Source organism: Neobacillus sp. Soil_C_43, assembly GCF_057656715.1.
This window is the reverse complement of sequence record NZ_JBDGJV010000011.1, coordinates 143,404-165,848: the sequence shown is the minus strand read 5'-3', so window position 1 is coordinate 165,848 and position 22,445 is coordinate 143,404. Positions and strand designations below refer to the sequence as shown.

At 39.4% G+C, this 22,445-nt stretch carries 22 protein-coding genes and 2 pseudogenes; 21 read left to right on the top strand and 3 right to left on the bottom strand.

All coding sequences use genetic code 11. From position 1 onward, the window contains the following. Positions 1 to 100 precede the first annotated feature (100 nt). Positions 101 to 2,017 (bottom strand): heavy metal translocating P-type ATPase, encoded by a 1,917-nt coding sequence (locus AC3A54_RS15830; protein WP_487655165.1) that lies wholly within the window; start codon positions 2,015 to 2,017, stop codon positions 101 to 103. Between the two features lie 191 nt (positions 2,018 to 2,208). Continuing rightward, the gene (locus AC3A54_RS15825) at positions 2,209 to 3,387 is read right to left on the bottom strand and encodes an MFS transporter (RefSeq protein ID WP_487655164.1); all 1,179 of its coding nucleotides are present in this window, start codon (positions 3,385 to 3,387) and stop codon (positions 2,209 to 2,211) included. A gap of 180 nt (positions 3,388 to 3,567) precedes the next feature. Here AC3A54_RS15825 and cax point away from each other — a divergent pair, with 180 nt between their 5' ends. The 21 genes and pseudogenes from cax to AC3A54_RS15720 all read left to right on the top strand — a co-directional run bounded on the left by cax (position 3,568) and on the right by AC3A54_RS15720 (position 21,621). Then, a complete protein-coding gene (cax, locus tag AC3A54_RS15820) occupies positions 3,568 to 4,626 on the top strand; it encodes a calcium/proton exchanger (protein ID WP_487655163.1) in 1,059 nt (352 codons plus the stop codon). 273 nt (positions 4,627 to 4,899) lie between these two features. Next, positions 4,900 to 5,766 carry a hypothetical protein gene (locus AC3A54_RS15815; protein ID WP_487655162.1) on the top strand — a complete coding sequence of 289 codons (867 nt, stop codon included), beginning with the start codon at positions 4,900 to 4,902 and terminating at the stop codon, positions 5,764 to 5,766. A gap of 462 nt (positions 5,767 to 6,228) precedes the next feature. Beyond that, positions 6,229 to 6,846 carry a YczE/YyaS/YitT family protein gene (locus AC3A54_RS15810; protein WP_308080865.1) on the top strand — a complete coding sequence of 206 codons (618 nt, stop codon included), beginning with the start codon at positions 6,229 to 6,231 and terminating at the stop codon, positions 6,844 to 6,846. 128 nt (positions 6,847 to 6,974) lie between these two features. Then, a complete protein-coding gene (locus AC3A54_RS15805) occupies positions 6,975 to 7,736 on the top strand; it encodes a YfkD family protein (protein ID WP_487655178.1) in 762 nt (253 codons plus the stop codon). A 155-nt stretch (positions 7,737 to 7,891) separates the two neighbouring features. Next, on the top strand, positions 7,892 to 8,089 hold the full coding sequence (locus AC3A54_RS15800; protein WP_308080863.1) for an SE1561 family protein: 198 nt from the start codon (positions 7,892 to 7,894) through the stop codon (positions 8,087 to 8,089). 176 nt (positions 8,090 to 8,265) lie between these two features. Then, entirely contained in the window at positions 8,266 to 9,819 is a 1,554-nt protein-coding gene (locus tag AC3A54_RS15795; protein ID WP_487655161.1) for a fumarate hydratase, read from the top strand. Between the two features lie 472 nt (positions 9,820 to 10,291). Then, positions 10,292 to 11,257: a nuclease-related domain-containing protein gene (locus AC3A54_RS15790; RefSeq protein ID WP_487655160.1), complete on the top strand. Its 966-nt coding sequence runs from the start codon at positions 10,292 to 10,294 to the stop codon at positions 11,255 to 11,257. A 64-nt stretch (positions 11,258 to 11,321) separates the two neighbouring features. Further along, complete coding sequence (gene pdaA / locus AC3A54_RS15785) at positions 11,322 to 12,071, top strand: delta-lactam-biosynthetic de-N-acetylase (RefSeq protein WP_487655177.1); 750 nt, start codon at positions 11,322 to 11,324, stop codon at positions 12,069 to 12,071. A 96-nt stretch (positions 12,072 to 12,167) separates the two neighbouring features. Next, positions 12,168 to 13,028: a DNA-3-methyladenine glycosylase family protein gene (locus tag AC3A54_RS15780; protein ID WP_487655159.1), complete on the top strand. Its 861-nt coding sequence runs from the start codon at positions 12,168 to 12,170 to the stop codon at positions 13,026 to 13,028. A 12-nt stretch (positions 13,029 to 13,040) separates the two neighbouring features. Continuing rightward, positions 13,041 to 14,420, top strand: coding sequence for a 23S rRNA (uracil(1939)-C(5))-methyltransferase RlmD (gene rlmD, locus AC3A54_RS15775; protein WP_487655158.1), 1,380 nt, complete (start codon positions 13,041 to 13,043; stop codon positions 14,418 to 14,420). Between the two features lie 316 nt (positions 14,421 to 14,736). Next, entirely contained in the window at positions 14,737 to 15,099 is a 363-nt protein-coding gene (locus tag AC3A54_RS15770) for a hypothetical protein (RefSeq protein ID WP_487655157.1), read from the top strand. 258 nt (positions 15,100 to 15,357) lie between these two features. Continuing rightward, positions 15,358 to 17,115, top strand: coding sequence for a ribonuclease H1 domain-containing protein (locus tag AC3A54_RS15765; protein ID WP_487655156.1), 1,758 nt, complete (start codon positions 15,358 to 15,360; stop codon positions 17,113 to 17,115). A 26-nt stretch (positions 17,116 to 17,141) separates the two neighbouring features. Next, complete coding sequence (locus tag AC3A54_RS15760; RefSeq protein WP_487655155.1) at positions 17,142 to 17,498, top strand: type II toxin-antitoxin system RnlB family antitoxin; 357 nt, start codon at positions 17,142 to 17,144, stop codon at positions 17,496 to 17,498. A gap of 168 nt (positions 17,499 to 17,666) precedes the next feature. Next, positions 17,667 to 18,644, top strand: coding sequence for a phage portal protein (locus AC3A54_RS15755; protein ID WP_487655154.1), 978 nt, complete (start codon positions 17,667 to 17,669; stop codon positions 18,642 to 18,644). Continuing rightward, positions 18,634 to 18,891, top strand: coding sequence for a phage portal protein (locus AC3A54_RS15750; protein WP_487655153.1), 258 nt, complete (start codon positions 18,634 to 18,636; stop codon positions 18,889 to 18,891). Before AC3A54_RS15755 ends, AC3A54_RS15750 begins: the two co-directional genes overlap by 11 nt. Positions 18,892 to 18,894: 3 nt before the next feature. Then, on the top strand, positions 18,895 to 19,581 hold the full coding sequence (locus AC3A54_RS15745) for a head maturation protease, ClpP-related (protein WP_487655152.1): 687 nt from the start codon (positions 18,895 to 18,897) through the stop codon (positions 19,579 to 19,581). Positions 19,582 to 19,600: 19 nt separating this feature from the next. Next, complete coding sequence (locus AC3A54_RS15740; RefSeq protein ID WP_487655151.1) at positions 19,601 to 20,005, top strand: recombinase family protein; 405 nt, start codon at positions 19,601 to 19,603, stop codon at positions 20,003 to 20,005. 16 nt (positions 20,006 to 20,021) lie between these two features. Next, positions 20,022 to 20,096, top strand: a pseudogene (locus tag AC3A54_RS15735) (hypothetical protein); the annotation flags it as partial. Positions 20,097 to 20,208: 112 nt separating this feature from the next. Next, on the top strand, positions 20,209 to 20,910 hold the full coding sequence (locus AC3A54_RS15730) for a recombinase family protein (protein WP_487655150.1): 702 nt from the start codon (positions 20,209 to 20,211) through the stop codon (positions 20,908 to 20,910). An 18-nt stretch (positions 20,911 to 20,928) separates the two neighbouring features. After that, positions 20,929 to 21,117: pseudogene (locus AC3A54_RS15725) on the top strand (recombinase family protein); the annotation flags it as partial. Next, the gene (locus AC3A54_RS15720) at positions 21,109 to 21,621 is read left to right on the top strand and encodes a recombinase zinc ribbon domain-containing protein (protein WP_487655176.1); all 513 of its coding nucleotides are present in this window, start codon (positions 21,109 to 21,111) and stop codon (positions 21,619 to 21,621) included. The pseudogene AC3A54_RS15725 and the gene AC3A54_RS15720, both read left to right, overlap by 9 nt. Before the next feature lie 120 nt (positions 21,622 to 21,741). On the opposite strand, the gene AC3A54_RS15715 is transcribed toward AC3A54_RS15720, so the two are convergent. Then, entirely contained in the window at positions 21,742 to 22,353 is a 612-nt protein-coding gene (locus AC3A54_RS15715) for a DUF1643 domain-containing protein (protein WP_487655149.1), read from the bottom strand. Positions 22,354 to 22,445: the final 92 nt, after the last annotated feature.

Below are 22,445 nucleotides of genomic sequence, written 5' to 3'. Positions count from 1 at the left end.
GTCAAATAACCTTCTGCAATAAAAGTCAAAGAGCGACTTTTCTTGCAGAAGAACATTTGCCTGTCGGGGCTGATCAAGGTGCTTGCGCTTTTCTTATCACCTAAGATTTTAATAATCTTAAGCTGTTCAATATAACAAGTATGGTACTTCCTTCGTGACCGATGACGCCAAATGGCAGGTCGAGAATCTGGAAAAAGTTAGATGAAATCAGGACCATGATAACGGAAATCGAGAACACGACGTTTTGTTTAATAATTCTGTTCATCCGCTGAGAAAGATTGACGGCTTCGGCTATTCGTGTCAGGTCACTTTTCATCAACACAATATCTGCTGTTTCTAGGGCCACATCCGTACCTTCCCCCATGGCAATACCAACATTGGCAATGGCTAGGGCAGGGGCATCATTGATACCATCTCCAACCATCGCTACTGTAGTATACTTCGTTTTTAACTTTTTAAGATGTTCCACTTTTTCCTCTGGGAGGCATTCTGCAAATACTTCATCAACATGACTTTCAGCCGCAATTGCTTGAGCTGTTTTTTCACTGTCACCGGTAAGCATAACGGTACGGATACCTTGTTTCTTTAGATGGTCAATTGCAAGCTTCGTTTCTTCACGTACAACGTCCTTTAAGGCAATCATCGCACTAAGCTCACCGTTAATTTCAATAAACACAAGTGTATTTCCTTGGCTTGCAAGGTCTTTTGCTTTTCCGCCTGAGAAGCTGTCGACGGCTTCTTTCCCGACAAAAGCTGCCTTACCAATCTTCCATTGTTCACCGTTGATTTCTGCCTTCACACCCCAGCCAGGAATATCTTCAAGACTATCTGGATGGAACAGTTCTTTCTTAATGTTAGGTTTCACGTATTTTACGATCGCTTGTGCCAAAGGATGATTGGAGTGGCTTTCGATGGATGCAGCCTTCCAAATCAGATTTTCTTTATCTAATCCTTCTTTTACGATGACCTCTGTTACTTCTGGTTTCCCTTTAGTAAGTGTCCCTGTTTTATCAAAAGCGATTGCTCCTAAATGACCTAGATTTTCTAGGTGGACACCGCCTTTAACTAAAATCCCGTGTTTGGCTCCATTTGAAATAGCAGAGAGGGTAGCAGGCATAATAGATGCAACCAACGCACAAGGCGAAGCGACAACCAATAGGATCATGGCTCGATAAAACGATTCATGCCAGCTCCAGCCTAGTAAAAAATGCGGAATAAAAAACATTGCAAGAACAACAAGTAAGACAACCTTTACATAGGTACCTTCAAATCGCTCAATAAAAAGCTGTGAAGGAGATTTTTCACTTTGGGCTGATTGAACAAGCTGTATTATTTTTTGAAACAAAGTATCATTACTTGATTTTGTTACTTCAACGGTAATCGAGCCTGTCATATTTACTGTTCCTGCAAAAACTTCTGTTTGTTCGCCCTTGGATACGGGCATGGACTCACCCGTAATTGCCGCTTCATCAATATTGGTTTGTCCTTTGATAATCATTCCGTCAGAAGGGACACGCTCACCGGGCTTGATTAGAATGTGATCGCCAACAGCAAGTTCTGAGACAGGGACGCGTTTTTCATAGCCATTTGCTATCAATAGCGCCTCTTCTGGCTGAAGCTCCATTAATGAGGAAATTTCTTTGTGGCTCTTATTCATTGTGTAGGTTTCAAGGGCACCGCTTACTGAAAAAATAAAGATGAGGATAGCCCCTTCTGTCCAATAGCCGATGATAGCTGATCCAACGGCAGCAAAAATCATCAGCATTTCTACATTTAATTCTTTATCTTCAAAGGTTGCCTCGATCCCTTCTTTGGCTTTAGCGAAGCCGCCTATGACAAATGCCAGCAGATAGGCTACGATGGAATCGGCCCCTTGACCGTACTGATCAAGAAGCCAGCCAGCCGCAATCAATACCCCGCTTAGACCAGCCGCAATTAGTTCTGCATGTGGTTTGATTTTTTCTATAAAGCTCGGTTCCTGAATTCCCTTGCTAAGTGACTTTGCTTCTGAACTCATGTTTTTTCCCTCCCTATTCATTCTCTTATTTTTTATATTAGTCTTTTCTAATTGAGAGCAATAATCAAATTCATTACCCCTAAAAAACACGAAAGCTGTCATCAATGGATGACAGCGAAATTCTTTCTTCTATTTGTTTTAATCTTACCACACATTCTATTCATTGAATATCAACTTGCTTCATAAAAACCTTATGAATTTTGCTGCTCAACCAGTAGATACGATTTTTTACCAAAAGAAAAGATGATGACTGATAATACTAAAAGCATTGTACTAATAATGTAAAAGAAACTTACATCTTGCAGGTACTTAATAAATAAACCGCCGATGATGGGCCCCATTAAGCTGCCTAAACTGAAGAAAATGCCGCATAATAAGTTTCCTGTAGGCAAAAGGTTTTTTGGTACCAAGTCGGTCATATAACTTATGCCAAGAGAGAAGGTCGACCCAACAACCATTCCTGAAATGAGAAACGTAACGAACAGTCCGATAACTGAATGCTCCATGAAGCTTGCAGCAGTAAAACTGAAAAAACCAAGGAAGAGAACCGTCATTAAAATATTTCTCCGGCCGTATTGATCACTTAACATCCCTAACGGAAGCTGGGTAATAATACTTCCAATGGCAAAGGCAGATAAAACGATCGAGACACTCGAAACATCCATGTCCATTCTTAAAGCATATACAGGAAAGCTACCGTTTAACGATGATTCCAGAAATCCATAAGAAAAGGGAGGTAAGAAAGCCACCCAACCATACTTTAAGGCTTTTCTAAATTGTTTAATCGTTTCTAGAAAAGAGTTGATCGACACTTCTTGTTCAGGTAGTTCATTTTTTAAAAGAAAGACAAATCCCCAGCCAATTAAACATAGAATGGAAGAGGCAATAAATGGCAAAGCTTCATTTACATTTACTAACGGTGTCATCAAAGGCCCAGTGGCAAATCCAATTCCAAAAAATAAGCCGTATAATGAGATATTTCGTCCCCGTCTTTCCGGTGGTGAAAACGAAGTAATCCAGGTTTGAGTTGCGAAATGGAGGGAGTGGTCCCCTATACCAATCAGTAATCTTAATACAAACCAAAACCAAAAGGTCTTCCATAAAGGAAATAAGGCTAAGGATAGAAAGACAAGTGCTCCACCGAAAATAATAACCGGTTTATACCCATATTTTCTTAGGGGCCATTCCATAAACGGAGAGACAAGTAGGATTCCAATATAAAGTGCTGTAGCATTTAACCCATTTAATGAAGGAGAAACCCCACTTTTTTCAAAAATAACAGCAATTAGCGGCAAAAGCATCCCTTGGGAAAAACCGGAAATGGCCACAATACTGACCAAGATCCAAAAACGTAAATACATTTTATTCATTATTACTTTCTCCACTTTCCGAATTTCAAATAGTTTAAATTGTTCCTAAATGATGGTAACGAGAAAATGGAACATTTGCAAGAGAAAAAGGATTTGAATTTTTTTATGTTTTAAAGGAAAATTTAGGGGAAAATAGAAAAAACATATATAATAGGTGAAAAAGAATTTGGAGGGAATGTAGTGACGAACAAAATCTTTATGCTGATGACATTCATCGGTGTTCCACTATCCATTATAGGAACGCTGATGCATTGGTCATATATTGTCTTATTTATTGTGTACTGTGTAACCATAATTGCTCTTGCAAGTTATATGGGAAGAGCAACAGAAAGTCTTGCTATTGTGGCTGGACCTCGAATCGGCGGTTTGTTAAATGCTACCTTTGGAAATGCCGTTGAGCTGATCATTTCAATATTCGCCTTGAAGGCGGGACTAGTGGGAGTGGTTCTAGCCTCCTTGACTGGTTCAGTGTTAGGGAATTTACTACTTGTCGCAGGATTGTCTTTTTTTATTGGCGGCATAAAATTCAAACGTCAGCAATTTAATGTGTTTGATGCCCGCCATAATTCTGGTCTGTTAATGTTTGCAGTGATGATTGCTTTTGTTATTCCTGAGGTTTTCGCCATGAACATGAATGAAACAAAAACACTTTCATTAAGTATTGGAATATCCGTTATTTTGATTCTTCTCTATTTGGCTGCATTATTCTTTAAACTAGTTACGCACCGTGGCGTGTATCAGTCCAATAATGAAAATACAGCACATGAGGAAGAAGAGCCGGAATGGAGCAAAGGGAAAGCGATTGCTATACTAGCGATTGCCACAGTTGCAGTTGGATATATATCTGAACATCTTGTACATACCTTTGAATATGTGGGTGAGACATTCGGCTGGTCCGATTTGTTTATCGGGGTTATTATCGTAGCGATTGTAGGGAATGCCGCAGAACACGCTTCTGCGATTGTTATGGCTTATAAAAATAAAATGGACATTGCAGTGGAAATTGCAATTGGTTCCACTCTGCAAGTGGCTATGTTTGTTTTACCGGTACTAGTTTTGATCTCATTGTTCTTTGATTCCACCATGCCGCTTTTATTTAGCTGGCAGGAATTAATCGCCATGGTTTCTTCGGTACTTTTAATGGTCGTCATCTCCAACGACGGAGAATCGAACTGGTTTGAAGGATTAACGTTGCTAGCAGCCTATGTCATCATGGGCATTGGGTTTTATCTACTCTAACAAAACTGACTGTGTTAGCGAAAACAACGAGACACTGTCAGAAGGCAAGGCAACTTCGGACAGAGTTGGCAGAAAACAGCGAGACACTGTCAAAAGGCAAGGGAACTTCGGAAAGAGTTGACAGAAAACAGTAAGACACTGTCAAAAGGCAAGGCAAGTTTGGACAGAGTTGGCAGAAAACAGTAAGACACTGTCAAAAGGCAAGGGAACTTCGGACAGAGTTGGCTGTAAAAAGAGAAACACTGTCAAAAGGCAAGGGAACTTCGGACAGAGTTGGTAGAAAACAGCGAAACACTGTCAAAAGACAGGGCAACTTCGGACAGAGTTGGCAGAAAAAAGAGAAACACTGTCAAAAGGCAAGGCAAGTTTGGACAGAGTTGGCAGAAAACAGTAAGACACTGTCAAAAGGCAAGGGAACTTCGGACAGAGTTGGCTGTAAAAAGAGAAACACTGTCAAAAGGCAAGGGAACTTCGGACAGAGTTGGTAGAAAACAGCGAAACACTGTCAAAAGACAGGGCAACTTCGGACAGAGTTGGCAGAAAAAAGAGAAACACTGTCAAAAGGCAAGGGAACTTCGGACAGAGTTGGTAGAAAACAGCGAGACACTGTCAGAAGGCAGGGGAACTTCGGACAGAGTTGGCAGAAAACAGCGAGACACTGTCAGAAGGCAAGGGAACTTCGGACAGAGTTGGCAGAAAACAGCGAGACACTGTCAAAAGGCAGGGCAACTTCGGACAGAGTTGGCAGAAAAAAGAGAAACACTGTCAAAAGGCAAGGGAACTTCGGACAGAGTTGGCAGAAAACAGCGAGACACTGTCAAAAGGCAAGGCAACTTCGGACAGAGTTGGCAGAAAACAGAGAGACACTGTCAGAAGGCAAGGGAACTTCGGACAGAGTTGGCAGAAAACAGCGAGACACTGTCAAAAGGCAAGGGAACTTCGGACAGAGTTGGCAGAAAAAAGAGAAACACTGTCAAAAGGCAAGGCAACTTCGGACAGAGTTGGCAGAAAACAGAGAGACACTGTCAGAAGGCAAGGGAACTTCGGACAGAGTTGGCAGAAAACAGCGAGACACTGTCAAAAGGCAAGGGAACTTCGGCCAACTTGAATGATTTCAAGGGCACTAATTTCAGAACCTGAGATAAGTTCGGGCAAAATGGATGAAATTATTCAAGTCAAAAGATGTGCGACTTCATGGAAAACATAAGTATGAATAACACCAATCTTTTGTGAAAACACCCAAACTGAAAGAGACTCTAAGCCAACTGGCCTAGAGTCTCTTTTTTTTTAATGTACGGAGTAATTTCAACTTGCTATGCTATAATAAAACAGCATGATTTTTAGGGTTCAAAAATCAATCGTATTTCTGGGACCATCAACCACCAACCTTCATGTTTAGTTATTGACAATAAAAACACGAGTGTTGAATTTCATATAAGACGGGGATCCCAACCTCCTTAGTAAATTAAATATAAGTAGTCGATTGATTGCTGCCCTCCTTTTTTAAAAGGTTAAGTTTATTATAAATCTAAGTTAGAATTTTGTAAATAATCAGATTATTACATTTACATTACTTTTTTACCAATTTTAAAGGAGAAACAAATGAAATTTTTTATTAGGCTATTATTTTTTATTTTTGGCTTAGTCATTATGACTTTTGGCGTATGTATGACTATTAAGGTAGCGGATATTGGAGTCGGTGCCTGGGATGCACTGAATTATGCTCTTACCAAAAAGGTGGGCTTGTCGATTGGAAAATGGGTCATGATTGATGGGGCTATTTTAGTAATCGTCAATTCCTTACTATTAAAAAGAAGGCCGGCAATTCTTTCACTTTTTACAATTATAGTGATTGGGTCTTTAGTTGATTTTTGGCTGATGACGTTCTTTGAATTATTTGAAGTACATGGGTTTATTGCAAAAATAGCGATGCTCTTGGTAGGGATTTTAATTATCGGATTCGGTGCGGCTATTTATATTCAGGCGAAGTTTCCGCAAAGTCCTATTGATAACTTTATGTTAGCCATCAAGGAGCGTTTTCGTGTGAATTTAATGATGGCAAAAACGATCGGTGAGATTACGGCTTTAATTCCCGCGTTCCTTTTACACGGGCCGATTTCGTATGGAACGATTATTATTACATTTACCGTCGGTCCGGCCATTCAGCTGTTCTTTCCTTTTTTTGAGAAATTAATGGGACGACTGCAGGCGAAATATTGAAATTAATTGCTTGAATGGATAATATCTATGAACTCCGAAAAAACTAATAGCAGACATGGTAATGCTATTAGTGAAAGGAGTTTAACCTCGTGAAGAGAAATGTATCGATTCTAATGACACTGCTATTAATGCTAACCTTTATTCCATCTGCTTTCGCTCAAAAAGCAAAAGACCAGGTAAAGTATCAAGTCCCAGCCTCGGTTCGAAATATCACGAAGGAAAATACGTATCCGAATTCAACACAGGACTTACCTTTATTGCAGCCGAGTGATTTAACAAAAAAACTAATCAACTCTTCTAAAGTGAAGATTCAAAATCCTGATTTAATTCGTATGCTCAATGAGTCAAGCATCAACAGTACTCCGTTTGCACTTGGATACCGTGCGATTATTTATCTCGGACAATGGCCATTAAACTATGAGTCAACGGAGACCTCCCCGAATTGGGAGTACCAAAAAATTAACACTAATTATTTTGATAACCGTGGCGGGAAAGTGCCGTATCAAATTAAGTATGTGCAAGAGGCTCAGAAAATCGTTAGAGGTGGCCTGACTGCGAAAATTGCCAATCCTGAAGATGTGAAAAAGATGATGCTGTTAAAAGCGATGGAAAAAACTCGTCTTCCATTGTCGTTTGAAACCATTATTGGTGCAGGAACGAAAAATGATCACATTTACAATATCCCGCCAAACCGTTTAGGGTACCTTTTTGCATATGCACCTGGGGTAAATGAAAAAGGCAAAGTGACTTACGGTGAAGTGTACTTGATGCTTAAGGGCAGTAAAAAGTTCATTGTTGTTAAGAACGTGACATCACAAGGGATTGGCGCTTGGATTCCGGTCCAGGATTATGTATCATTTGGTTTTGCTGCTTCCGAGCGTCCGCGATGATTGTGAGAAAGGACTCCTGCCGATTGGCTGCAGGGGTCTTTTTTTGCAAATGGCTCGCGTTTTCTTTTCTAAAAGTTGGGTAAAATAAGGATAACTATTGCCAACAGCCGTCTATTTACGATAGGATGAAACGGAACACGAAAGGAGCGAGCAGCTTGGGCAGTCCATTACAAGATAAAAACACACAAGTTACTTTTTTAAAACAGCGTTTAAATATGTTTATCGATGTGCTTGATGCAATTGATCCGGAAGATACGGATCTTGAGGATATTGATCGCTTAATCTCTATGTTGGATGATATGGAGTCTAAATGTAAGGAATTTAATAATCGAGATATTCCAGAGTCTGTTTAACACAACAGGCTCTTTTTATTTGGGGGAGTAGGGGTCTATTTTCCTTATAATGGAATGAATTCGTTTGCAACCTTATTCTTTAATTCAAAGGATTATAGGAGTATAATGGTAACGTGAAAAAGTTATAAAATTGAAAATAGATACATTTGAGGAACAAAGGGAGAGGGGTACTCGAATTGAATATCGAAAAATTTCAAGAAAGCATGTACAAGCTAATTGTTGAAACGTCTACAAAGCTTCCAAAGGACGTGCGCCGGGCTGTCAAAAAAGCCAAGGAAATAGAAAATGCTGGTACAAGTGCGGCAATGAGCCTTGCAACGATCACAAACAACATCAAAATGGCAGACGATCAAGTATCACCCATTTGCCAGGATACAGGTTTACCAACGTTCAAAATTAAAACTCCTGTTGGTGTAAACCAATTGGTTATGAAAGAAGCCATTAAAAATGCAATTGTCCAAGCGACAAAAGAAGGAAAGCTACGCCCTAACTCTGTTGACTCACTAACAGGTGAAAACAGTGGGGATAACCTTGGTGCTGGACTTCCGGTCATGAAATTTGACCAATGGGAAAAAGATTACATCGATGTCCGCTTGATTTTAAAGGGCGGCGGTTGTGAAAATAAAAATATTCAATATAGCCTTCCTTGTGAATTAGATGGACTTGGCCGCGCAGGCCGCGACCTTGACGGTATTCGAAAATGTGTCATGCACTCTGTTTACCAGGCTCAAGGCCAAGGCTGTAGCGCAGGGTTTATCGGCGTTGGTATCGGTGGTGACCGTTCATCTGGCTATGATTTAGCAAAAGAACAGTTATTCCGTTCTGTGGATGACGTGAATCCAAATGAAGATCTTCGTAAGCTTGAAGAATATGTTATGGAAAATGCGAACAAGCTCGGAATCGGTACAATGGGATTTGGCGGGGAAGCTACCTTACTAGGCTGTAAAGTTGGCGTAATGAACCGTATTCCGGCTAGCTTCTATGTTTCCGTTGCTTATAACTGCTGGGCATTCCGCCGTTTAGGTGTAAGCGTGGATCCTGTGTCAGGTGAAATTACAGAATGGGCATACCAAGATGGTGAGTTCATTGATTTCGCAGAGGGAGAGGCGGCCAAGGAAACGGCAGCTGCTTCGGCTGGCGATTCTGAGCGAGTCATCATGTTGCAGGCACCAATTACGGAGGAACAAATCCGTGAGCTGAAAGTCGGCGATGTGGTTAAAATTAACGGATTAATGTACACAGGCCGTGATGCGATCCACAAATATTTAAGCGATCACGACGCACCTGTTGACTTAAATGGCCAAGTTATTTACCACTGTGGTCCGGTTATGTTGAAGGACGAAGCTGGTCAGTGGCACGTTAAGGCGGCTGGACCAACAACAAGTATTCGTGAGGAGCCATATCAAGGTGACATCATGAAGAAGTTCGGTATCCGTGCCGTAATCGGTAAAGGCGGTATGGGACCGAAGACATTGGCTGCGTTGAAGGAGCACGGCGGCGTGTACTTGAACGCAATCGGCGGTGCGGCGCAGTATTATGCGGACTGTATCAAAGGCGTTGAAGGTGTGGATTTAATGCAATTCGGTATTCCAGAGGCGATGTGGCATCTTCGAGTAGAAGGATTTACGGCCGTTGTAACGATGGATTCTCACGGCAACAGCTTGCATGCTGATGTGGATAAGTCTTCATTGGAAAAATTGGCGCAGTTTAAGGAACCGGTATTTAAATAGGATTGTGGGATTTTTTAAGGGGGGGCTGGGCACCTTGGTGCTTGGCCCTTTTTTATGCTTTGCTTTGGTAGATGATCCTATTTTGGGGGCGTATCCTTCGTTTTTGCTCACGTAATTGTTAGTTGGAAATTGATTTCCATGTTTTGTTGAATACAACCTCAATTTTGTAGAATAAATTAATTTTTTGTAGAATTCCACTCTCAATTTGTAGAATAATCCTCAATCTTCATCTGTAATTTCAATAATTGGGACTTGATTACCAATTTTTGTAGAATTCACCCCCGATTTTGTAGAATAACTTGAAATTTTGTAGAATTCGTCCTTCAATTTGTAGAATTCCTCTCCAGACACACTGAAATTGCACCAAACTTCTCTCAAATTAAAAAAGTCACAAAAAGTCCACATAGGAAACAAAGGAAAATCCGGATCATTAGCCGAAATTCTACCTAAAATACAAAGGAGGTATCATAAATTGTTTGATAAAGATCTTAAATTACCCATTAATTTAATTAAAGCAGAAGCATTAGAGAGAAGAACAGCGGAAAACCATCCGTGTAGGGGGGATTTAAAGTCATATATAAAGAATTTAAGGTCCGGTTATAACGGTGAAAAAACAATCAACTATTTTTTAAGCCAAATTCCACCCCAAAGGTTTCGCATTTTCCATGATCTACGTCTCCCATATGGTGATACTTACTTTCAAATTGATACTCTCCTATTATCTACTAAGTTTATTCTCATGCTTGATGGGAAAAATCATTCCGGAAAACTTTATATTGATAAAGAACAAATGATTCAAGAGTACTTGGATACTCGCAACGTATTTGAAAATCCAATTATACAAGCGAATCGCCATAACGTATTACTAAAGTACTTTTTAGAGAAACACAAAATACCCCAAATTCCGATCGAATCGTTAGTAGTCATAAGTAAATCATCAACTGAGGTCACTATTGATGTAGGTTACACCGAGGCAAATAGAAAGGTTTGTCGTGCAAGTGAATTAGTTAATAAAATGGAGGAAAAATATCGTTATTACAGAAAGGAATATATTGATAATAAGACCGTAGAAAAGATTAAAAAGCTGTTACTAAAAAAACACACTCCACTGAACACAAACATTATGGAGAAGTTCAACGTGACGATACTGGATATTTTAACAGGTGTTCAATGCCCAAAATGCTTCTTTATACCAATAAACTACAAAAGAAACAATTGGATTTGCCCAACCTGCCACTTCCTTTCACCCGATTCCTTTATAAATGCGGTGGCTGATTATTTCCTGCTCATCAATCCCTCATTTACTAATGCGGAAATTCGAAAGTTTCTACATCTTCCAACCTCCAGGTCAGCAAGCTACTTTATATTCTTATTAGATTTCCCTTCAACTGGCACCACAAAAGGCCGCATCTACCACCAACCCAAAGATTTCCTATAATCTTTTCCCCAATAAAACAAACACTAAAAAAAACAAAATAGGGGGAACATGGATGAAAAGAATAATGAGCCTGCTGATTGCGGGGCTACTACTCCTTCCGCAAATGACCTATGCAGCCGTCTCCAATCAACCCATTCATTGGGGCTTTAAAAAATCTGTCAATGAGCAGCCGCCAGAAGCGGGTGCCGCCTACGATCAGATTTTGGCTAAATACGGGGCGTTTTACAAAGGAAACCCGAACTCCAAAATCTTATATCTTACTTTTGATAGTGGGTATGAGAACGGACAAATGCCGAAAATTCTTGATGTGTTAAAAAAAGAAAAAGTACCAGCTGCTTTTTTTGTCACCGGGCACTTTTTAGAGTCCCAGCAAGAACTGTCCAAACGCATAGTAAAAGAAGGCCATATCATTGGAAATCACTCCTGGCATCATCCTGATTTTACAGCCGTTAGTGATGAACGAATTCGTGAAGAACTGGCAAAAGTAAAGAAACGCACAACAGAAATCACTGGTCAAAAAAAGATGAAATATCTTCGTCCGCCGCGCGGGGTTTTCAGTGAGAGAACTTTGCAAATTGCCAAAGAAGAAGGGTACACACATGTCTTTTGGTCGATGGCGTTCGTTGATTGGAATGTCAATCAGCAAAGAGGCTGGCAATATGCCTATGACAACATCATGAGACAGGCTCATCCTGGCTGTGTGATGCTGCTGCATTCGATTTCACAGGATAACGCCGATGCGCTAGAAAAGGCAATTATAGATTTGAAAAAGAGAGGCTATAAATTCAAGAGCCTTGATAAGTTTAAAGAATAATCGACTAACCGAATTTCACAGAGAAATTCGGTTTTTCCCTTTTCAAGATTTTTCGTGCTATAATACGGGGAAAATACTAAAGGATGGAATCTGCCCGTGTGGAGAGAAGAGATTCATTTCGAAGGTCCTTATAATTTCGATAGTGTGCTAATGAGGCATAAACCAGATCCATTGAAACAGGTAGATATAGAAGCTCGGTCCATCAGAGTGCCTGTTGTTATTGGCAACCACTCACAGGTTATAGATGTGACGGCAATTGGTACGGTCGATCATCCTGCATTTACCGTAAAAGGACAAACGGATAAGGAAGTTGTCATACCACATATATCCGAACTTTTTCAATGGAATAGATCTTTAAAACCAATCAATAATCACTTTCAACAAACCGATCTTAAGGACATCTTCGACACATTCATTGGCACACCGCTCGTCCTTGATTTCGGTCTATTTGATAGCCTCATCAAGTGTATTATCCACCAGCAGATAAATATGATGTTTGCCTATCAGTTAACGGAGCGTTTTGTAAAAACATTTGGCTATGAAATCGACGGTGTTTGGTTCTTTCCTCAGCCTGAAAAAGTAGCTACCCTAACGGTAGAACAACTGCGTGAGCTGCAATTTAGCAGTAGGAAAGCGGAATACATGATTCAAATTGCGAAGGATATCGTTGAAAAAGGTCTGAACTTACAGGCTCTCAAAATGCTAACAGACGAAGAAATTTTTCAAAAATTAACGCTGATTCGCGGAGTTGGCAAATGGACGGTTGAGAACTTCCTATTGTTTGGCATGGGGAGGCCTAACCTGTTTCCGATGGCAGATATAGGCATTCAAAATGCACTGAAGAAATTGTACAAGTTGGAGACAAAGCCAACTTTTGAAGAAATGGAACACTATAAACAAGGCTGGGAGCCTTATCTAAGCTACGCTTCTTTGTATTTATGGAGAAGCCTTGAATAATGGAGTGAATATATGAAAACCGAGCAAAGTATTAAAATTCAACCGAAGCAGACGTTTCCGTTAACTATCAAAAGATTAGGAATTAATGGGGAAGGTGTCGGATATTTCAAAAAGCAAGTCGTGTTTGTACCGGGTGCGCTACCTGGTGAAGAGGTAGTGGTTGAGGCGACGAAAATCAATCCTAAATTCGCTGAGGCAAAAATTAAGAAAATCCGTATCCAATCACCGCATCGTGTACAAGCGCCATGTCCGGTTTATGAGCAATGTGGCGGCTGTCAGCTGCAACATTTACAGTACGGACAGCAATTAAAAGAAAAACGCGATATCATCATTCAGTCACTTGAACGGCATACGAAACTAGCAGTCAACAAGCTGGATATCCGTGAAACGATTGGAATGGAAAATTCATGGGGCTACCGGAATAAAAGTAGTTTCCAAGTGGCTCAGAAAAATGGCAAGGTGTTAGCCGGATTATATGGAATGAATTCGCACCAGCTCATCGATATCGAACACTGTGCAGTTCAGCATTCACAAACAAACGAAGCGGTCACAAAGGTAAAATCGATCTTAGAGGACCTGCAAATTCCAATTTATAATGAAAAAAGGGGTAAAGGTATTGTTAGAACAATCGTTGCCCGCGTAGGAGTGGAAACGGGAGAGCTACAAGTTGTCCTTATTACTACACAAAAAGAGTTACCTAAAGAGGACTTAATTATAGAAGAAATTCAAAAACGACTTCCTAAGGTAAAATCAATTGTTCAAAACATCAACGGTGAAAAAACGTCGCTGATTTTTGGAGAGGAAACCCTTGCGCTAGCTGGCGAAGAGTTTATCCAAGAGACACTAGGGGACCTGCAGTTTGAGCTGTCAGCAAGAACGTTCTTTCAACTAAATCCAATCCAAACCGTCAAGCTTTACGACGAGGTGAAAAAAGCAGCCGCTCTGACAGGTAAAGAGAAAATTGTTGATGCTTATTGTGGGGTGGGAACGATTGGATTGTGGCTGGCGGATCAGGCAGCAGAAGTGCGCGGCATGGACATAATTCCAGAATCCATTGATGACGCGAAGAAGAATGCCAAACGTCACGGATTCACCAATACGAAATACGTTCCAGGTAAAGCGGAAGAAGTACTTCCAAAATGGGTGAAAAAAGGCTGGAAGCCGGATGTCATTGTGGTCGACCCACCAAGAACCGGCCTGGACAACCAGCTGCTTCAAACCATTTTGCAAGTAAAGCCGGAAAAGTTGATTTATGTGTCTTGCAACCCGTCAACATTGGCGAAAGATATTCAAACGTTAAGTTCGAAGTATGAGGTTAAGTATATTCAGCCTGTGGATATGTTTCCGCATACGGCGCACGTGGAGACAGTCGCACTGCTGGAATTAAAATAATGATTGAAACCCTTGGAACTGGCTTATTGAAGGCATTTCCAAGGGTTATTTTTATGTGAAGAATTGAAAGTGAGTCGAATTTTTAGGTGTGTTTTTAAGGGATATTGGATTTGTGAGTGATGGAGAAGTAATAAAACGGTGTGCAGTTTTGCGGTGAGGGTTTAACAATGAGAGAGGGATTTTTAGTTTTTAGTTTTTAGTTTGCAATCAGGTTTAATTGCAGTGAATTATACACCGTGTTTGACCCTGTAAAATCATGCCCAGGCTGCATTTATTTATGCTATGATTTTGGTATATAGCATTTGGAGGTGCAGGTATGATAGATTTTGAAAGTCTTAATAATAAGAAATTCGCATACAGTTGTCTCGCTCTTCTCAGAGAAAAAAGTTGTTTAAATGAAGCGGAAATTCGCATTTTAACTAGTGAGGATGCATGTAAACGGCTATTTAACTGCAGTAAATATCCGATACTATCAGAAGTTCCGCGTGATAGTGGATTAGTTGATGCCGATTGTTATGATGAACTCGGTAGACAAAGATTCTATAAAGATAAAATATTTGTTGACGGACGAGCTTTTGTAGTGTCGAATCATTGGTACGGACCGAAAAAATCTATGCCTGACAACAGAACACCTTTTCTACAATGGGTATTAGAAAAAACAAAGGAGAAATGCCGATGAAGTATAGACTTATTCACTGAATTTGTCATCATTGCAAACTATTGGAAACTCACGTATAATAATAGAAGTTTAGATTAATAGACTGGAATTAAATACTACTTCATTTGTGCCGGGGCAACTAGTTTTTTAATCAGAAACTGGTTGTTTATTTGTTTAATGATAGATTTTCTTAAATCTCCATTCTGTAAGGCACTTTTTCATATTATCCCATTAACTAAACTTGCAAATATTTTTGCACTTACAGGAGCGGTGATACATGTGGCTAAAAAATACTATGCAGTAACACAAGGCAAAAGAACTGGAATCTTTACAACATGGGATGAATGCAAACAAAATGTACACGGATACGCAGGTGCAGAATATAAAAGCTTCACGAGTAAAGCAGAGGCAGAAAACTTTTTGACTGGTACACAAGAAACTGGCAATCCGCAAAAAGATAGAGCAACCGAAAGTGAAACTGAAGTTGTAGCTTATGTTGATGGTAGTTTTAATCAAGAGAGCTCCGAGTTTTCTTACGGTGCAGTTATTTTTTACCAAGGGGAACAAACACATTTTGCTGAAAAATTTAGTGATCCCGATCTAGTTTCCATGAGAAATGTAGCGGGAGAAATTATGGGTTCAGAAAGAGCTATGGCTTTTGCTGTTGAAAAGGAAGCCAAGAGCTTGACAATTCATTATGATTACGAAGGCATTGCTAAATGGTGTACAGGTGAGTGGCAAGCAAAAAAGCAAGGCACTATTGCTTATAAACAATTTTTTGACAGTATTAAGAATGATGTGAATGTTAAATTTGTAAAGGTTAAAAGCCACTCGGGTGATGAATTTAACGATTTGGCAGATAAATTGGCTAAAGAAGCTTTTCAGCAAACAATATCTGAAGAGAATCCAGTAAATAGTATCTCTGATAAAACAAAATCTGAAGAAAACCCAGTAAATAGTATCTCTGATAAAACAAAAAATATTGGGATCTTTGTTCAATCAAACAAGTTAGAGGAAGCTATTTCCTATGCTGGGTCAAGCGAATGGGAGGATTTTCAGCTTGTCTCTTTTGAAAAAGTTGGGAATGCTAAACGATGCATCTTCTCTGTTAATGGTAACCAGGGTTCTTTGGATTTTTATTATAGTAAGGTCAAAGGAACAACTACTATGTCAACTGTTGGGAAAAATGTTGAATTTTCCACGGTGCTTAGGGATCGAATTATCGAACAAAGTAAATATACAGATACGGGTATCTCTAAATCGCACACGTTTAGTATCACTAAAGAATGGGCACATAAACTAGTAAATTTCTTAGGTGGACTAGAAGGTATTGATAAAGAACAAAAAAATTACGATAACCCAAAATATGAACAGTACAAAATTGTGAGTGGTATTGGCGACCGATTAAACGTAAACATATATGAAACAGGTAAAGTTGTCTTGCAAGGAAAACCCGCTTATCTTTATACTGAGGCTCTTTCCTTATTATCTTACTGCCCAGAAGTCAGTATGAATGATGTTGTTGAAGCGAACAATTCATTTCATGAAGTGGATATTACAGTCACAGAAACTAGAACGGAACTTCAGAAGCTTATGCCTAATGCATTTAAGAATATTGACGAAACTTTAATCAAGATTCTTTCTCCTGCAGTGTCTCTTAAAAAAGTTAAAATGGAGATTGAAGATTACTCATGTTACGCTTTTCCCGCTTTACGAGGACTGGAAGGGTACTTGAAGTACTTGTTTAGTATAGAAGAAATTGAAATTGGGCATAGCTATGGACATCACTTTAGACATGATACTAAGAGGGATTCGTTTCACTTGAAGAAAAAGATTGTACAGGATTTAAAGAATCCAAAGAGTGATGCTGCTTTAACGGAAGTTTACAACTACTTAAATAAAAATCGTCATACGTTGTTTCATTCAGAACAATTGCTGTTTACTACTCGCATCTTAGAGGATAAACTAGAAGCAGATCAAATTGTTAATGAAGTCATTGATCTGATTGAACGCACATATACGTATCTTATAGCATAAAATATCTGAGGGAGAAGGTGGTTTTTATGAATAATTTTGATGTGATTCAACTTAATAATGCCCCATATGACTACTTGTTGATTGCGACAAGTTTTCGTAGCTCCCTCAGTGATTTAACGAAGCTAGAAAGTGTAGTGGGCATAGGGCAAGGTAAGGTTTTGTTTGACTTTATGCTAATTCATGGGAACAAAAAGAATCGTTTTGTGGAATGCAAAGTTTTAAATGATGCTTGCGAAAGACAATCAATAAAAATTGCAGATAATGTTGACGAAAATATTCGAAAAAAGAGCTCATTATTTTTTAGGGAAAATGAACAGCTGGTTAAAAACAGCGTATTACCAAAAGCTCTTCAGTATCTAATTACAACTGGAGATGTTATATAATAAAAAAACTGTTGGAAGGCATGGTAGTGTCTAAATACAAATACTTCATTTTCGGTAGGAGCGAAACTACATGTTTTGCTCTATTTTTTATGAACAAGAATATAATAGATTCGTGCATCTGCTGAAAAGTGGGTGCTTTTTTTATGCCCAATTTCGGAGGTGAAGATCATGAAGATACCGTTGTTACCAAAACTATTTCAGTCAAGAGCAAGCCCACAAAATAGTCTCTTCGGAAGCACTTATAGTTTCTTCTTTGGTAGTACAACTAGTGGAAAAACAGTTAATGAAAGATCGGCAATGCAGACCACTGCCGTCTATGCTTGTGTGAGGATTCTAGCTGAAACGATTGCAAGTCTCCCGCTTCATTTATACAGATACACTGATAATGGTAAGGAGAAAGCAGTAGAAAATAGTTTATATTTCAAGCTCCAAGATGAACCGAATTCTGAGATGACATCATTTGTGTTTAGGGAAACATTGATGAGTCATCTTTTATTATGGGGAAATGCCAATGCGCAGATTATTCGTGATGGTAAAGGAAATGTGCTTTCTTTATATCCTCATCTGCCTGATCGAATGTCTGTGGATAGAGCATCTAATGGTGAGCTTTTTTATGAATATCGAAAGGAAACTGGTTCAGTCATTCTTAGTAACAAGGAAGTGCTTCACATTCCAGGTCTTGGATTTGATGGTCTAGTGGGTTATTCACCGATTGCTATGGCTAAAAACGCTATTGGTATGGCACTAGCAATCGAAGAATATGGAGCTGAATTTTTCGCCAATGGGGCAAATCCAGGAGGTGTCTTGGAACATCCTGGCGTATTAAAGGATCCTGCAAAAATTAGAGAAAGTTGGAATGCTGTCTATCAAGGGAGCAGCAATGCCCATCGAGTTGCAGTCCTAGAAGAAGGAATGAAATTTCAAAGCATCGGTATTCCACCAGAACAAGCACAGTTCTTGGAAACAAGGAAGTTTCAAACAGAAGAGATTTGTAGAATCTTTCGGGTGCCACCTCATCTTGTAGCGAATTTAGATAAAGCAACCTTTAGTAATATTGAACACCAATCGATTAGCTTTATCGATAATACAATCGTGCCTTGGGTAACTTGGATTGAACAGTCCATGAAGAAATCACTTGTTAAGTGAAACCGAAAAGAAAGAATACTTTATCAAGTTTAATTTGAATGGACGACTTCGGGGAGATGCAGAGTCAAGAGCTCAATTTTATCAAATAAAGCGGCAAAACGGTGTGATGTCGGCGAATGATATCCGAGAACTAGAAGAGATGAACGTAATTCCAGAAGATCAGGGTGGAGATAAGTATTTAGTGAATGGGAATTTTGTTGATATGTCAAAAGCAGGTGCATGGACAGAAAAATATGAGGAGGGATAAGCCATGAAGAAGTTTTGGAACTGGGTGAAGAATGAGGGTGAAAGAACCCTCTTTTTAAATGGGGAAATTTCAGATGAAACCTGGTTCGGGGATGAAGTAACTCCAAAACTAATTAAATCAGAATTGGAATCAAGTCAGAGGGATATAATGATTTGGATCAACTCTCCTGGCGGTGACGTATTTGCCGCTGCACAAATCTACAATATGCTGATGGACTACCAAGGAAATGTAAAGATCAAGATTGATGGGATTGCGGCTTCAACTGCATCCGTCATTGCTATGGCAGGTACAGAGGTTTTGATGTCCCCAGTTGCCATGATGATGATTCATAACCCTATGACAGTTGCCATTGGTGATTCCAAGGAAATGCAAAAGGCAAGTGAGATGCTTTCGGAGGTCAAGGAAAGCATCATTAATGCTTATAAAATCAAGACTGGACTGGCAAGGTCGAAAATTTCACATCTCATGGTTGAAGAGTCATGGTTTAATGCAAAAAAAGCTATAGAACTCGGATTTGCCGATGGAGTTCTCTTTGAAGCAGATGAGGAAAAAAATAAGGAATTTGAGTCTGTCATGTTCTCACGAGCGGCGGTAACAAACTCGCTACTTTCCAAACTTATTCCTCCAAAGCCAGAGAACAAGACACCTATTGAGCAGTTAGAAAAAAGATTGAGTCTATTGACTCACTAATTACGAGGAGGAAAACAATATGAATACAATTCTTGAAATGAGAGAAAAACGTGCAAAAGCGTGGGAAGTACGGAGAATCTTTGAAATGTACCTTGGTGGAATGGGGGTTTTCAAAATTGCAGCCCAACTTAACAGAGAGAGCCTCCCATCACTTATGGGTGGAAAATGGCATGAAGGAACAATCAGGGGAATGCTTGCGAATGAAAAATTCAAAGGTGATTGCATTCTACAAAAATATTACACTCCTGAAAATCGAAGGAACTCTACCGTAAGAAATAGCGGTGAAGTGCAAAGCTATTATATAGAAGAAAACCATCCTGCCATTGTTAGCAAGGAGGATTGGGATAGGGTGCAACAAATTATGCAAAAACGGAGGGAACAGAGACGCATTGGAGAGGGATGGAGCAGACAAGTACAAAAATAGATACCCTCTTTCGGGTATGCTCATTTGCCCACATTGCGGTAAAGCCCTGAGGAGAAGGCAAGTCCACAACAAGAAAATTGAGTGGTGGTGCGCCACTTATATGCAAGAGGGAAAATCCACCTGCAAAGGGGTGAAAATTTCAGACGAAGAAGCATCAAAGCAAAGTATTACAGTGCCAACTGTCATTGAGGAGGTAAAAATAGATGGCAAGAAGTATTACGGTTATACCCGCAAGGCAGACTACGACAAGGGCATCAGAAACCAACCAAACACCCCAGAAAATCAGAATGGCAGCCTACTGCCGCGTGTCAACAGAGCAAGAAGAACAGCTATCAAGCTATGAAAATCAAGTGAACTATTACAAGAATTATATTAAGCAAAATCCCAATTATGAATTGGCAGGAATCTATGCGGATGAAGGGATTTCTGGTACAAACACAAAAAAGCGTGACGAATTTAACCGCATGATTGCCGATTGCAGAGCACATAAAATTGACCGCATCATCACAAAATCCATCAGCCGTTTTGCTAGAAACACCTTGGACTGTTTAAATTATGTGCGTGAACTAAAGGAACTTGGCATCGGGGTCATTTTTGAAAAAGAGAATATCGATACATTGGATGCAAAGGGAGAGGTGCTTCTTACCATTCTTTCTTCCCTTGCACAAGATGAGAGCAGGTCCATATCGGAAAACTCAACCTGGGGGATCCGCAGAAGGTACGAAAACGGAAAATTTGGGATGAGTACAAAGAGATTTCTAGGTTACGATAGAGATGCGAATGGCAATCTAATCGTTACTCCTGAGCAGGCAAAGATTGTGGTGAGACTTTACGATGAGTACCTTTCTGGAAAAACTGTGGATCATATCAAACGAATTTTTGAACTTGAAGGTATAAAAAATTAGAATGGAAAGACAAAATGGCAAGCGACAACCCTCCAAAGTATGCTCCTCAATGAAAAATACAAAGGAGAAGCCATTTTGCAAAAGAGCTACACGGTGGATTTCCTTACGAAGAAACGGGTCAAGAATGTTGGGCAGATTCAACAGTATCATATTGAGGATAACCATAAAGCGATTATCGACCCTCTAATTTGGGAAGCGGTGCAGCATGAACATCAACGGAGAAATAATTATTGTGAAGAGCACGGTTTGAATGCATATTCACGCACACCTGAATCAAATCCTTTTGCAGGAAAAGTCATTTGCGGAACATGCAATCAATCTTTTACAAGAAGAGGTTGGAAAACAGGGGATCGTTACCGAAAAGTATGGCAGTGCCAAGAACGCTACCGAGCGAAAGGGGTACAAGGCTGTACAAATAGACATGTCGATGAAGCCATTCTGGAGCAAGCATTTATGATGGCTTGGAATGCTTTGATTGATAATCGAGATGAAATAAAGGCACGATGGGAGACACTTGCTGAATTTGGTAACCCGCTAGAGCAATACAGAGCGGTGCAGTTCGCAGACATAACAGAGACCGCAAAACACATCAGGGAATTTGAAATAGATTTTATGCTAAAGACGCTGAATCACATCACAGTTTTTGAAAGTGGAAAACTGGTAGTAACCTTTATGGATGGGACGGAAATAGAATGTGGTGGAGATAAGTAAGACAGCAGCCTTTTTGAACGAATATAATAATAGGCTTGTTCTCCTTAAATAGAGAAAAGCCTATTAATTATTACTAGTTCATCGGGAAAAATAGCTCTATGAAAAAATCATTCTATTTACTTATCTCACTGCATTTGATGGATAAGATGAAATATCCTCATAATCATACCAATACTTGCTGTGACCTGGAAAATTATTATTATTTACCATTGGCCCAACACGATAAAGGGGTTTATCTCCAATTAGTTTTATTACCTCACGTATTCTTTCCTTATATTTACTCTCAAGTAAAGGCTTATAGTTCCCCCAAGCTGCAATAATGATATCCTTCGCAGGATTAAAATTGGACAATAATTGCAAAATTACTTCATTGTTGTATGTTCGATACATTAGCTCATCATCCGTTCCAATGTAATCTTTTAAATAATCTGGTGTACCACTAACCATCGTAAATAAATTGACAATGGTTACCTTTTGAACATTCCCTAATTTATATAGATAATCCGTTATCTTATAAATTGTGTCATCAGAAACTTTTCTTCCCTGAGTATCTTCTTTACCTGCATTACTCGGATTTTTTAGTATCACAATGGCATGCCCGCCATCTATTCGATTATGAAAAGGTATCGTAATTGAAAAACGGTGTAGTGTCTTTTCGCTTGAATCAAAAAATATAGGGTTCATCATAATATTTTCTTCGTCAATAAAATTTGAAAAGTAAACGGGTTTCAAAACCTCACCTCATTATGGATAACATTCTTCTAACGTAATTTTACATTAATTTTAGAATTATTTGTTATTATCTATTGGTGAACTAGATATTT